We start from the raw sequence: 13,191 nt of genomic DNA, 5'->3' as shown, positions 1-13,191 counted from the left end.
ATTCTATCTGCAAAAAGTACAGCTGAATTCGGAATACGATTAAAAAACAATTGTAAGACTATTGTAACATTTATTCAAAAATAACACAAATTTATTGTTGACAACATGTTTTGTCGTGAGGTAAAATGAAAATTTTATTCTATTTACATATTTGAAATAACTTCATCAATTATCCATTCTCGGTTTACCAATCCTAAAATAAATTAGAGGCAAGAGTGTATAGCTCTTGCCTCATTTACTATCTTAATATTATCTGCGAGACACACTCTACATGTGTGGACTGTAATTGACAACACAAGTAGATGTTGGCGAGTTTATCAGTATTTTAAAAAGTATGGATGTTTTATTTCAATATAAACATCCATAGCAAATTAGTTTAATTATGTATAATGACGTGCCTGATTTAGTAAAAATGGTTGGTTAATTGCTTAAAAAGATATCTTTAAACTTTTTTATATCGTTGAGTACTTGTTCCGGGAGACTTAATATTGTCGTTCCGTCAAATAAACCAGAATACTTAGCAAAGCTCTTTATATCAGCAATAGGATCATTGCTAGCTTGATTATAAATTAAGAAAAGTGGGCAACGCTTTAGTAGATAATCAATCGCCAGGCTTTGTTGATCAAAACTTAAAACTATGTTGAATTCCACTGCATCCCTAAATTTTAAGTTATAAAAAGTTTGAATTGCATTTTGATTTGAATGATATTTTGTTGTTATTTCATGCTCATAGTTATTTTCTCTAAGATCCACTTTTTTTAATTCTTCAATCCCCAAATTGCAACCACTTTTGTATTGTCTTCAATTTCAAAAGCACGTATTCTTCTTACCATACTTACCTCCATAGTGTTACTATATAGATTTTTTAACTATAGTAATAACACTTCTAAATAAATTTCCATTAAGACAAAGCGATACCAGAATAAATAATTCGATTAATAAATTATTTTTTTTTTACTACCTCTGAAAATCCCTTACAAACCTCAGCAATCTCACTTTCCACATCAATTATATTAGTAGTGGGTTTTGTGGATTGCGTGGTAATCGCAGTATCTAATCATTTTTATGAATTGAATAGATAACATCATCACTTTTTCCTACGAAGGTTCTTTTTTCGAACTTCATTCCAATACGTTCCGCTACTTTAATTGAAGGGGCGTTTTTGTGATAAATAGTTGCTATTATTCTCGTTAATCCTAGCTCGTTAAAACCAAATTCTAGTAATCCTCGTGCAGCCTCTGTAGCGAAACCTTGCCCCCAACATTTTCTAACTAATAGATAACCAATTTCCATTTCTGCTTGGCCATCTACAATTTGAGGAATGATACCACATTGGCCAACAAACAAGTCATTTTCTTTTAACTCGCAAATCCAGAGACCTGTACCGTGCTTTTCATAACTTTGTATGTTCCAATTTATCCATTTCATTGCAGCTTCACGTGAATAAGTGGAAGGATAATATTGCATTGCAATAGGGTCAGCAAAAATTTCCATAAGTAGTTCGATATCGTTATGTTCCATCTGACGAAATTTTAAGCGTTCTGTTTCTAATAAATACATAGTTAACCATCCCTAACTAATTATAGTTTATAGTAATCTTTTAATTCCTTTGACATTTTACATGGACCAAATACTTTTATACTCAGTAGAGTTTCCTTTGCTAATTGTAAGGAAACATCCTCATCAATCGTTAATCTTCCAATTACGTATAGCTTAATTCCCATATTCGAGGCTTTGATTTCCTTCAATTTTTCAGTATCGTATTTGACCTTTCCGATTTGAATATCTACATCCTTTTCCAATTCCCTGATTGTTCTATCAAAATGAAATTCATTTTTATTCAATTCATTAGATATTGCTTTAATCATAAAGTCGGTTTTATTCGTATAGATTCCTTTGTCTATTAATAGCTCGATTTTCCCAATATCGACAACATTTACGTTAATACTAACTTTTTCCGTATTCATGAGCATTCTTCACTCCTTATATACTCCTATCATAATACACTCGGAGTATAAATCCAATTGATAAATGGCAAGAAAGAAATTTTATTACAAACAATAGTTGTTATTTCACTATTTCGACAACCTATTATTACGCAAAAGTCTTACATCGCATAATTAATTTAATAGGAATTAAAAAGACCCGGAATTCGGAAATGTTTATTTTCACGAAAACCGGATCTGAATCGGTAATGTTTATTTTGGCTAGGGACTGCTTATTTTAGTTAGACACCTTCCTTATTATCAAAGTTCTAATGAATGATTCTTTGTAGTAACCCATAAAGTTAGTTACCTTCTTTTAAAATGAGTTGCGAGACGCACTCAACATGCGCCGTCTGCGGGAACATGTCGACCGGTTGTATGTACTCAACTTTGAACTCCTTGCTTAAAGTCTGGATATCCCTCGCGAGAGTTGATGGGTTGCAGGAAACATATACAATCTTTTTTGGTTTTACCTTTAATAGTGTATCAAGCAGCTTGCGGTCGAGGCCTGTCCGCGGCGGGTCGACGATGACGACGTCCGGGCGCCAGCCTTCCTTCGTCCATTTTGGCAGCCATTCTTCCGCCTTGCCCGTTACATAATTTGCATGCTTTATGCCATGCCGGGCGGCGTTTTTCTTTGCGTCTTCAATCGATTCTGGGATGATGTCCATTCCCCGGATTTCGCCTGCTTGGCCGGCGACCCAAAGGCCAATCGTTCCAACTCCGCAGTATGCGTCGACGACTTTTTCCACACCGGTCAACTCAGCAGCTTTTTTCACCTCATCGTACAGCTTTACTGTCTGGACGGGATTCAATTGGAAGAACGTCCTGGCAGATAGCTCGAACTGCAAAACACCGAGTGTTTCCTGGATAAAATCGCTTCCTGCCAAGGTGGCGGTTTCTTTTCCAAAAATCAAAGAAGTTCTTTCCCCGTTGATGTTTTGGACAATTGATTTAACACCGGGCAGCCTTTTCTTAATTTCTTCTATTAATAGTTCCTTTTTAGGAATGTCTTTTTGCGTTGTAATCAGGACTACCTGGAGCTCCTCGGACTGGATGCCGACACGGGTGACGATCGTTCTGACGATTCCTTTGCGGGACTTCTCATTATAAATTGGAATGTGGAGATCCTGGAGAATTTGCCGTACCTTTAATGTTGCATCAGTTGTCGCGGAATGCTGGACGGCGCATTGCTCGATGTTGATGAGCTTATGCGAGTTAAGTCCGTATAAGCCAGCCAGAACCTTGCCTTTTTCGACGCCAACCTGGAAGCTGCTTTTGTTCCGATAAGCCCACGGGTCTTCCATACCGATCATCGGGCGGACGTCGATTTCCTCAAGTTTCAGCTTTGTATGGCGCTCGAGTGACTGCAAAACGATGTCGCGCTTTTCGACAAGCTGCCGTTCATACTTGAGATGCTGAAGCTGACAGCCTCCGCACTGTTCAAAAACCGGACATGGCGGCGCCACACGGTAAGGCGACTTTTTACGAATTTTTTTGATCCGGGCTTCAGCGAACTTCGGATTGATTTTGGTAGCTTCAACGACGACTTCCTCACCAGGAAGCGCGCCGGGGACAAAGACCACCTGCCTTTTGAAATAGCCGACGCCTTCCCCATTGATGCCAAGCCTTTTAATTGTCAACGGGAAGGTTTGCTTTGGTTCTATTTTAATTGCCTGTTCTTTTTTCATGATGTTCAACTCCGTTTACTTTCCCTCTTTAAAAGAAGCGCGTGCTTTATTCAATGCTTCTCCAAAGGTAGAGAGATGCATAGCTTAGGTATGGTTCCCAGCCGGTTTTGTAGCGTTCCATTTCTTCTAGGGTTGGTTTGCGTTCAAGCTGGTATAGTTTTTTCAGTGCGTTTTGGATGCCGATGTCTGCCATTGGAAACAGGTTTTGGCGGCCGAGCCCGAACAGCAGGAAATTCTGAATGGTCCATGCGCCGATGCCGCGTATTTTAATAAGCTTGTCAAAAATAACCTGCTCATTCTCTTGCTTCAAAGCCTCGATATCAAGACCGCCCTCGGTGACAGCTTTGGCAATGTCGATGCAATATTCCGCTTTCCGGCCGCTGAACTGAAGTTCCCGCAGTTCTTCGACTGTTAGCGCGGCAACGGTATCGGGGTCCGGATAGAACCAGGCACCGTCTTTTTCGTAGCCGTATTTTTTCACAAAACGTTCAGTCAGCTTGATGGCGAATGCCATATTTAGCTGTTGGTGGATGATGCATTTCAGCAGGCAGCCGAACGGATCGAAGTCGAGAATGAGCGGGGTGCCGATATGCTCATCAAAAATTTCGTTGAGGTCAGTTTTACCAAAATGCTCGTGAATATCCTTTAACGGTACTTCCCACTGGAAAACCTCGGCGAGGCGCTTGATGATAAGCTCTTTATCTCCGTTTTTTGCCTCAATGATGAAGCTTGGCTGCACAGTCGTACCGGTTGCGGTGACGGTTGCCGTGTGAGCTTCGCCTTCAAGTTTGATTGGTACCGTGATTGTCCTTTTTTCAAGGTTGAGGGCATTGAGCGGGTCCATCGATAGCCGGTCGAGGACCCTGTCAAAATTATACGGGCCGTCTATTTGAATTGATTCCTGCCACACATTCGTTTCCCCTTTGTCCATTTTCCCTGATTATAGCATGATTTCCTGGGATGGCATAAAACACTGTAAACAAGAACAAAATGCGCAAGCGCCTTGGTCAGCCCCGACCAGCATAAGACGGGGCCCGCAGGACGGGCCAGCCCTCCGGAGGGAACCGGCTTATGACCTCGAGGGGCTAGGCGCTGGAGCTGGATTACAATAACTTGTTTCGAGTTATCCACATGGTTCAATTTTATAAATTCCTAAAACACCAAAAAAGATGCTGGCCAAGAAAAGTATCTTTGCCAGCATCCAATCATTTATTTAGGCGCAACTTCTGGTAAATGTATTTCTAAGACATCACCATTAAGTGAATAAGACCCAGTTATATTTACAAAATTGAATAAATCATTGATGGAATAAGGATTTCGTTTATTTGTAAAACTTTGTGCTTTGTCGATAAAGCCGCCATATTCCAGTGTTTTATCTGTCCATGGCGCTCTTAATACGATCTTTTCGTAATAATCAGAGTTGATATCATTCATGTCCAAATAAACCTTTTCGGGAAATGAATTTACGTAGAAAGCACTTATCCTTCCTTTTAATCCCCCGGGAAGAGTTTCTTTCTTGATAGTAAATTGATTGCTTAATAATCCGAACAACTCATTTAAGTATTGCGTTTTAAGGTAAATTTCATTTTCAAATTTCAAATTGTCGCCAATTAACATGCTATTATCGGAAAACAAGTACTTTTCCCCATCGCTTAATTTTACAATAATCTTGTTAATGGCAATCTTATTTTGAGTTCTCAATCTATACAATTCATGGATGAGATACTCTTTTTCTATTGGATTTTTTAATTTGCTGATTTCCAATACAAATGGATACAAACTATTATAGAAGTCATTCTCACTTAAAGAACTGCTTTTAGATTTATTCATATTAATCCATACATCTTTAGCCACATAAGATTCCAACGGATATGGCGTTTTCGTATTCCAAACACTGATGCACTTAACCGCCTGCAGTTTGGATTTACTAGGGGTTTCATATTTAACCCTTGTATCTCTATCTACAAAATAGCCCCCGCCCACACTTAACATTCCGGGTTTGAAAGCATAGATTCGGTAAAATTCACCTTTTTTCAAAGTTCTTGAAAACACTATCTTTTCACCAGAAACTTTAAACAACGGGGTATCTTTAACAACATTTAGCCTTCCAATTTGTCCTGGCTTTAACTCCATTCCATTCCACCAAACGGTCTTAACATTTTTGAATTGGTCACAAAAATTTCCTGCTTCAGCAGCTTCGGTCTTTGGAGTATCGGCCATGGCAATCAAAAAACAAGCAACAATTAATATAGTAATTTTTCTCATTATTTCCTCCAGTAATTAGTATACTAGAAGAATTATATGGAAAAATTGTAAATTTAAAAAGGGCATTTAGGTATTTACCACTAATTACTAATTATTATCTACTCTAGACTCAGCTACTTCGTCCCATCTATCACCAGATCAGCCCGCTCGTCCGGTTTATGGGCTTCTATATACATTTGTTCCGCAACCATCCAGTTGTTTACCCACATGTCCCTGGCCCCTTCTCCATCCCGTTCAAGCCCTCGTTGGAGCCTGATATCGTACGGGCATTCCACGAAAATCGTGAAATCGTAGTAATCCGCCAGCTCATGACGGGTCGAGGATATCCCTTCAATAATGACAATTCCACCAACGGGGACGGTATGCCATTCGGCAAGCTGATCACTATTCCAATCATAACGTTGGTACTCGCCATCTTTATCCTTGCTCAACGGCAGCAGCACCTGATTTAATACCCGCTGCCAATCAAAATCCGCACCAACCGGCTTATCCTGTGGCAGTCCTTTTATAATTTGGGCAGATGGAAAATAAAAATCGTCCATATGGACAATGGTGGCATCTTTCCTTGCTTCCTTCAGTTTTCTGGCCAAAGTGCTTTTCCCTGAGCCCCCGCATCCATCAACCCCGATAATCAAGGTTTTTTGCTTTCTCGGAAGTGTATCAATCGCCATGACTAATTGTTCAAACGTCTCTATTTGCATATCAATAGCCGCCCCCTACTCCACTACATTATTTTTCTTTTACTTCCACAACGATAGAGCCAACGTTTTTATTCCCAATGGATACTTCCAAACGCCAGAGTCCCGGTTTGGATAAGGACATATTGGAGGGCCTTGAACTGTCAGAACCTCTAATCCCATTTGGGCCGTAGTCCATCTTTCCATAATTCCATACTTTTTTCACATTAGCTGTTCCGGCATGTTCAACGAGTGCTTTTTCTTTTGTTCCTGTCTCTTTGTATATGGCGACTACTTTGAAATTGCCGCCTTCTATCGTCTGTTCATCACCCCAAAAATGCCAAAGCCATTTACCCGTTTCCCCTGCAATAAACTCCGGTCCAAGTATCCCAACCTTCCCTTCCTCGCCAATCAGATAGTCTCCATCGGAAGTTTCAAATTCGGGGGACAGCTCCCACTGTTTGGCTTTATCCGTTATGAGTACATCTTCCTCATTCACACTGGTATTATCTTTATGGGTCTGTATGCACCCCGATAGAACAAAAATGAATAGAAAGCAAAAACAGCAAATCACCCATTTGGAGCTTTTCATACCATCACCTCACGAATGATTTTTTAGGTTCTTCTAATCTGGAAAATCCATTCTCATTCATAATAATTATCCGTAACTTTGACTTGGCTTCTCTCCAGTTTCACCAAAATTCTTTTTTCGTTTCTTCTAAGTTCAGAATCATAAGGAATAACAATATGCCTGTTGTCCGGCATGATAAACACATAGTTATCCAAATACCTGGCGTTGTTCGTTGCCCTATTGGCATATACTTGTTTTACTTCTTTCATACTTGCCCAATCATAAGTAGTTGTTTGTTTAAATGTATTTAGGTCATTGTAATGAAGGCCATTTTCGTTAAAAAAGTAAAAATGTTCAGACCCAAACATAAACAGAGGGATACTTATAGAGAAAAGCGCAAACGCAATCCACTTCATAAATTTCACATGATATTTGTATTGAATGAAGACATATAGAAACATGACAATTGAAACCCAAAACATTCCCGCCATGAAAGTTATATAACCTTCGCCAAGCGCAATGAATAACCACTGATCGGGGCTTTTGAACAAATAGCTGTGAATAATAGAAACAATAATAAAGGGCATAAAAGAACTGCAAACAAATAAAATAATCGCCCAAACAACCATTAACATCGGACTTTTCTCGGTTTTTAGCATTACGTCTTCCATTCGTTACCTCCATTTGTCTTTTCTAAGCCGTTTTTAATAGGTTTATATTACCAATTATACCATTTGATTAACAAAAACCAGGAAACCATTTCGCCAAGAATTAAAAAGAACTGCATCGCTGCAGTTCTACTTTGGACTACTTTGCTTTTTGCTGTTTCGCCAAATGGTCGAGGCTTTTGAATTTGTAGCCTTTTGCCTTTAGATCTACGATTACTTTTTCAAGTGCATCGGCATTGTCCTTAGAAACAGAATGGAGCAGAATGACGGCTCCCGGATGGATTTGCCGCATAATGTTGTCATACGAATATTGCCAGCCCCTTTGCTGGTTTACATTCCAGTCGACAAATGCGAGTGACCAGAAAACATGTGTGTAACCCGCTTCCTTACTTACAGCCATGGACCTATCACTGAACGTTCCGCGTGGCGGCCGGACATAAGCCATTTTCTTTTTCCCGGTCAGCTCTTGATAAGCTGCCCGGACCCGTTCAAGCTCTTCTTTGATTTGTGCATCAGGTATCTTTGTAAAATCAGGGTGCCCCCACGAATGGTTTCCTACAATATGCCCTTCCCTTACCATTCGTTCCACATATTCCGGCGCGCTCTCAATGTAGTGGCCGGTTACGAAAAAGGCCGCAGGGACTTTCTCTTTTTTCAGGACATTGAGAACCTTTTCCGTATAGCCATTTTCATAACCATTGTCGAAAGTCAGATAAACAATTTTGTCGTCAGGACTGCCTTTGTAAAATGCTCCGTTCTTTTCGAGGAGTGCTTCATATTGCCATCCCGCATCAGCCTGCTGTTCGTTTTGCCCGCGTTTAAACCCCCAGCCGAACGGTGCAGAAGAAGCTTGACCGTGAGTTTTATTTGGAATAAAAGCGAGGATAATGCAAACTGCAATCAAAATCATATACAATTTTCTCATTTGAGGATTCCTCCAAACCCATTTTCTTTAGTGTTTGGAGTTCTTGTCGATAATACTGCTGGCAATATTTACACTATGGAGAATTGTGTTATACCACTTTTAATTTCCCGGGAAATTCCGGCAATTTCTGTTAGTTGGACAAAAAAACGACAGCCTCCTTGTGATAGGCTGTCGTTTTGTCAGAATATTCTTATTTGAATACCGGCTCTTTAAACTTTGCCAGCTTTTCGAGAGAGGATTTATCGACATCTGCGTGAAGGCTGTTCCCGTGCGAATCCATTGTGACAACAGCGGTGAATCCTTCAACCTTGAGATGCCACATTGCTTCCGGAATGCCGAACTGCATCAGGTCAACGCCTTCGACAGATTTAATGCAATCCGCGTAATACTGTGCCGCTCCCCCGATTGCGTTTAAATAAACCCCGCCATGCTCCTGAAGCGCGGCAAGTGTTTTCGGCCCCATTCCACCTTTTCCAATTACGGCGCGGATACCGAACTTCTTCATGATATCGCCCTGATAAGGCTCCTCGCGGATACTAGTTGTCGGACCGGCAGCCTTAACGCGCCATTTTCCTTCTTCGTCCTTCAGCATAACCGGCCCGCAGTGGTAAATGACCTGTCCGTTCAGGTCGACTGGAGAATCGTTTGTCGACAAGTATTTATGGATTGCGTCACGGCCTGTATACATCATTCCGTTAATTTGGACAACGTCACCAACCTTCAGGCTGCGGATTTGCTCTTCTGTAATTGGCGCCTGTAGCGTGATGACTCCTTCAGATGCCGCGGCTGTTTCCTGGGCCGCAAGCGTTTGATCCTGCCTGAAGTCGATCATTTCGCCTTCCTGGTACATCCAATCAATGATTTCCCCGGTTTCAGGATGGACATTGACTCCAAGGCGGCGGAACGCCCAGCAGTTGTAAGCAACCGACACAAAGAAGCTTGCTGGAATCCGGTTCATGACGCCAATTTTACAGCCAAGAAGGGTTGTTTCCCCACCAAAGCCCATAGTACCGATGCCAAGCTTGTTGGCATTTTCCATAATGTATTCCTCTAGCTTGCGAAGGTCTTCATTCGGGTTCACATCATCATTGGAGCGGAAAAGCTGTTCCTTGGCAAGGTCATAGCCTGAAGAACGGTCGCCGCCAATGCCAACTCCGATAAATCCTGCACTGCAGCCCTGTCCCTGTGCCTGATAGACGGAATGCATAATGCATTTGCGGATTCCGTCAAGGTCCCGGCCCGCGCGGCCAAGCCCTTCAAGCTCACAAGGAAGGCTGTATTGGATATTTTTATTTTCACAACCGCCGCCTTTTAAAATAAGGCGGACATCGATATAGTCTTTTTCCCATTGCTCAAACTTGATGACAGGAGTTCCCCCGCCAAGGTTGTCGCCGCTATTTTCACCTGTCAACGAGTCGACGGAGTTCGGGCGGAGCTTGCCATCCTTTGTCGCCAAAGCAATCGCATGTTGGATAGCTGCTTTCATTTGAATTTGGTTCGCGCCAACCGGCGTCTTGATTTTGAACGTTGGCAGCCCGGTATCCTGGCAAATCGGCGAAACCTGTTCATCGGCCATTTTAATATTGTTGGTAATTGTCGCAAGACTCATTGCCGAACGTGTTCCGGCATTTTCACGCTCTGCGGCAGCCTTGATTGCCCGGCGGACATCCTTTGGCAGCTTTGTAGACGTTTCCACAATCAGTTTGTACATACTCTCCTGAAACTTTTCTATGTTCACTGTCTTCTCCCCCTTGTATGAAACAGCAGTTATAGTATGAAAAGTGCAAACATTCCCATTCTCGTCCATTATACCCCGAATGCATAAGTGATTACAGTATGTTTGATTCTTAAATTTATGTGTCCATTTAAAAAACCCCGCTCGTGGCAGGGGTTAGATGTCGCGATTATTGAATTCGCGTACTTTGGATTCAATTTCGTCGATAATTTCGAGCAGGCGGTCGATGTCGTCAACGTCCGCGTCTTCAGGTTCAATCGCCTCAAGCAGTTCCATGAACATGTTCAGGCGCTGTTTCAGGAAGGTTACTTGCGTATCTTTGTCGGTAATGTCTTTGCCCAAGTGGTTCGCTCCTTTCGTCTCGTTTATCATCCTATCCGAAAACGGACTGTTTTTCTAGTCCTATTATTCCTCTTTAGGCAAAAAATCAATCCCGATTGCGGTTCCCTCCCGGCTTGAATCGGCCGCTCCGTACAGCATTCCCGTTTCCTGGTCGAACTGGATCGCCTGGACGTTCCCAATTATATGCGGCTCATCGCCAAACTCGAAATTCATTGATTCAAGCTTTCCTTTGGCCAGCATATCGACTCCCTCTTCCCAAGATAGCAGCATGCCCGGGGTGGAGAAGATACGCGGTTCTTCGATTGCGTCCTTCAAATCCATCCCGAAATCGATGAAGTTCACGATTGTTTGAAAAACGGATGCGATAATCGTCGGCCCGCCCGGTGAACCAAGGGTCAGGACCGGCTTGCCATCCTTGAATAAAATAGTTGGGCATTTGCAGCTGACCGGCCGTTTCCCCGACCCTGGTTCGTTTACTCCGCCAGGAATCGCATCAAAGTCGGTCAATTCATTGTTAAGGAAAAAACCATAGCCCGGAACCATGATACCTGTCCCGAATGGATGCTCCACCGTCGATGTGCATGCGACAATATTTCCCCATTGGTCGGCGACGGTAAAGTGGGTCGTTTCACTTTTTTCTACGTCATTCGGCTGTCTGACAACCGGACGGCCTTGTCCCTTTTGATACTTCCATGGGTTACCGAAATCGATTTCTGGATTTCTGAATTCAAAGTTGATGTATTTTGAACGTTCCGCGAGATAACGCTCATCCGCCATCCCTTTCAGTGGGATTTCATTGAAGTGCGGGTCGGCAATATAGGCAATTTTATCAGAAAAAGCCAGCCGCATCGCTTCTGTGAATAAATAATACTTTTCCCACGAACGCGGACCATATGAAGCGAGATCAAACCTTTCAAGCAGCTTCAGGATATAAAGGAGGCTAGGCCCTCCTGCGGTTGGCGGGCTTGCGGCGGCAATTTCGTACCCCCTGTAAGAGCCTCGCGTTGGTTCATCGACGGTGTGCTTGTACTTTTTCAAGTCTTCCAGCGTCATGAATCCGCCGAGGCTTTGAAGTGTTTCGACAATCGCTTCGGCAATTTCTCCTTTATAAAAAGCGGCAACGCCCTCACTTTGCAATATACGGAATGTTTTTGCAAGGTGCGGCTTTTTCAGGGTATGGCCTTCCTCGAACTTCCCCTCTTCTGACAAATAAACCTTCTTTGCTTCATCACCCAGCCTGTAGCCGAACTGATCAAGCGAACTCATGAATACCCAATTAAGGGGGATGCCGTCTTCACACGCCTGCGCGGCAGGCTCGATAAGCTCGGCAAGGGGCTTGCTTCCATATTCTTTTAATGCGGCGTCCATTGCTTTAAGGATTCCCGGTATACCGACAGCGGTTGCGTGGGTCGACCGCTCCCGGAAAGGAATGACCTCGCCGTTTTCATCCAGGAACATTTCCGGGTGGGCTGCCGCCGGGGCTTCTGAATGTCCATCAAAAATTTTGATGTCGCCGGTTTCCTTATGGTAGACCATGAAGAAACCAGAACCGCCAATGCCTGTCATCATCGGCTCGCCGACATTCAAGGCAAACTGGATAGCCACCGCGGCATCTATGGCGTTCCCCCCCTCTTCTAGCACCTTCGCACCGATTTCCGTCGCAAGTGGATGGGCGGTTGCCACCATTCCATATTTTCCTGTTGCTGTTTCTCTTTCTATCGAGCATCTATCTGAACGCGCCAAATGCCGCCTCTCCTCTCTCTATCTAATGTCTTATACCAAGTAAGTACCCGTATGGCTTCTCAGTAAAACTGGACGTCTATGGCAAATGGGCAGGAAGTCGGGCATCTTTTCGAAAAAAAGAACAGCCCCTCGGCTGCCCAGAAATCACTCTAAATCCGTTTGTATGGTTGGGTTAACTTTTTTAAGGGATTTTATAAAACCCTGCTCATCCTGGGGAGATACATAAACCTGCCCGTATTTGCCAAATCGTATCTCCAGCCGCTTGATGGAAAGTGCATACGATGCGAGCAGACTTTTACTTCGGCTAACTTTCACGATTTCCTTGATTGGAATACTTCTTCTGAAGGGCCCACTTTTGACCATAAGCATGTCACCCTCGACCTTATAGCCTGTCGAAAACCAAAGCCAAAGCAAAAATCCGGCAATGGGGACAGTCGTGATAGGTGAACCATTTCCTTTTGAAAACAGTGGTATAAAGCACACGAGGATAGATAACCAGATAACGAGGGTAAGCCAAACATCTTTTTTTGATGGAAAATACACGAATAAATCCTCCTACTTGTTCTATTAATCCAAACTTACCCTTTAC

The 13,191-nt window shown here is 42.7% G+C and carries 14 protein-coding genes; all 14 read right to left on the bottom strand.

All coding sequences use genetic code 11. From position 1 onward, the window contains the following. Positions 1-420 precede the first annotated feature (420 nt). Positions 421-777 carry a hypothetical protein gene (locus tag RB160_RS10195; protein ID WP_316570144.1) on the bottom strand — a complete coding sequence of 119 codons (357 nt, stop codon included), beginning with the start codon at positions 775-777 and terminating at the stop codon, positions 421-423. Positions 778-1,053: 276 nt separating this feature from the next. After that, complete coding sequence (locus RB160_RS10190) at positions 1,054-1,560, bottom strand: GNAT family N-acetyltransferase (protein ID WP_316570143.1); 507 nt, start codon at positions 1,558-1,560, stop codon at positions 1,054-1,056. 20 nt (positions 1,561-1,580) lie between these two features. After that, positions 1,581-1,967: a hypothetical protein gene (locus tag RB160_RS10185; RefSeq protein ID WP_316570142.1), complete on the bottom strand. Its 387-nt coding sequence runs from the start codon at positions 1,965-1,967 to the stop codon at positions 1,581-1,583. A 320-nt stretch (positions 1,968-2,287) separates the two neighbouring features. Continuing rightward, positions 2,288-3,676 carry a 23S rRNA (uracil(1939)-C(5))-methyltransferase RlmD gene (gene rlmD / locus RB160_RS10180; RefSeq protein WP_316570141.1) on the bottom strand — a complete coding sequence of 463 codons (1,389 nt, stop codon included), beginning with the start codon at positions 3,674-3,676 and terminating at the stop codon, positions 2,288-2,290. Positions 3,677-3,722: 46 nt separating this feature from the next. Beyond that, positions 3,723-4,586, bottom strand: coding sequence for a DNA-3-methyladenine glycosylase family protein (locus RB160_RS10175; RefSeq protein ID WP_316570140.1), 864 nt, complete (start codon positions 4,584-4,586; stop codon positions 3,723-3,725). 299 nt (positions 4,587-4,885) lie between these two features. Next, a complete protein-coding gene (locus RB160_RS10170; protein ID WP_316570139.1) occupies positions 4,886-5,941 on the bottom strand; it encodes a hypothetical protein in 1,056 nt (351 codons plus the stop codon). A gap of 113 nt (positions 5,942-6,054) precedes the next feature. Next, positions 6,055-6,642: a uridine kinase family protein gene (locus RB160_RS10165; RefSeq protein WP_316570138.1), complete on the bottom strand. Its 588-nt coding sequence runs from the start codon at positions 6,640-6,642 to the stop codon at positions 6,055-6,057. Positions 6,643-6,670: 28 nt separating this feature from the next. Beyond that, positions 6,671-7,117 carry a DUF4871 domain-containing protein gene (locus RB160_RS10160; RefSeq protein ID WP_316570137.1) on the bottom strand — a complete coding sequence of 149 codons (447 nt, stop codon included), beginning with the start codon at positions 7,115-7,117 and terminating at the stop codon, positions 6,671-6,673. 146 nt (positions 7,118-7,263) lie between these two features. Continuing rightward, the gene (locus tag RB160_RS10155; RefSeq protein WP_316570136.1) at positions 7,264-7,860 is read right to left on the bottom strand and encodes a hypothetical protein; all 597 of its coding nucleotides are present in this window, start codon (positions 7,858-7,860) and stop codon (positions 7,264-7,266) included. Between the two features lie 136 nt (positions 7,861-7,996). Continuing rightward, on the bottom strand, positions 7,997-8,782 hold the full coding sequence (gene pdaA, locus RB160_RS10150; RefSeq protein ID WP_316570135.1) for a delta-lactam-biosynthetic de-N-acetylase: 786 nt from the start codon (positions 8,780-8,782) through the stop codon (positions 7,997-7,999). Positions 8,783-8,972: 190 nt separating this feature from the next. After that, positions 8,973-10,520, bottom strand: a complete 1,548-nt coding sequence (locus RB160_RS10145) for a fumarate hydratase (protein WP_316570134.1) — start codon at positions 10,518-10,520, stop codon at positions 8,973-8,975. A gap of 153 nt (positions 10,521-10,673) precedes the next feature. Further along, the gene (locus RB160_RS10140; protein WP_316570133.1) at positions 10,674-10,859 is read right to left on the bottom strand and encodes an SE1561 family protein; all 186 of its coding nucleotides are present in this window, start codon (positions 10,857-10,859) and stop codon (positions 10,674-10,676) included. Between the two features lie 63 nt (positions 10,860-10,922). After that, entirely contained in the window at positions 10,923-12,602 is a 1,680-nt protein-coding gene (gene ggt / locus RB160_RS10135; RefSeq protein WP_316570132.1) for a gamma-glutamyltransferase, read from the bottom strand. Between the two features lie 144 nt (positions 12,603-12,746). Beyond that, a complete protein-coding gene (locus RB160_RS10130) occupies positions 12,747-13,145 on the bottom strand; it encodes a PH domain-containing protein (RefSeq protein ID WP_316570131.1) in 399 nt (132 codons plus the stop codon). Between the last annotated feature and the right edge of the window lie 46 nt (positions 13,146-13,191).

The organism is Neobacillus sp. YIM B06451 (assembly GCF_032667185.1).
Lineage (GTDB): Bacteria > Bacillota > Bacilli > Bacillales > Cytobacillaceae > Bacillus_D.
This window is presented reverse-complemented; position numbering and strand designations above follow the sequence as displayed.

Bases quoted from the DNA above. Each gene is read 5' to 3' on its own strand.
- RB160_RS10165 (WP_316570138.1), bottom strand. From the start codon at position 6,642: ATGCAAATAGAGACGTTTGAACAATTAGTCATGGCGATTGATACACTT.
- RB160_RS10185 (WP_316570142.1), bottom strand. From the start codon at position 1,967: ATGAATACGGAAAAAGTTAGTATTAACGTAAATGTTGTCGATATTGGG.
- pdaA (WP_316570135.1), bottom strand. From the start codon at position 8,782: ATGAGAAAATTGTATATGATTTTGATTGCAGTTTGCATTATCCTCGCT.
- RB160_RS10190 (WP_316570143.1), bottom strand. From the start codon at position 1,560: ATGTATTTATTAGAAACAGAACGCTTAAAATTTCGTCAGATGGAACAT.
- RB160_RS10155 (WP_316570136.1), bottom strand. From the start codon at position 7,860: ATGGAAGACGTAATGCTAAAAACCGAGAAAAGTCCGATGTTAATGGTT.
- RB160_RS10170 (WP_316570139.1), bottom strand. From the start codon at position 5,941: ATGAGAAAAATTACTATATTAATTGTTGCTTGTTTTTTGATTGCCATG.
- rlmD (WP_316570141.1), bottom strand. From the start codon at position 3,676: ATGAAAAAAGAACAGGCAATTAAAATAGAACCAAAGCAAACCTTCCCG.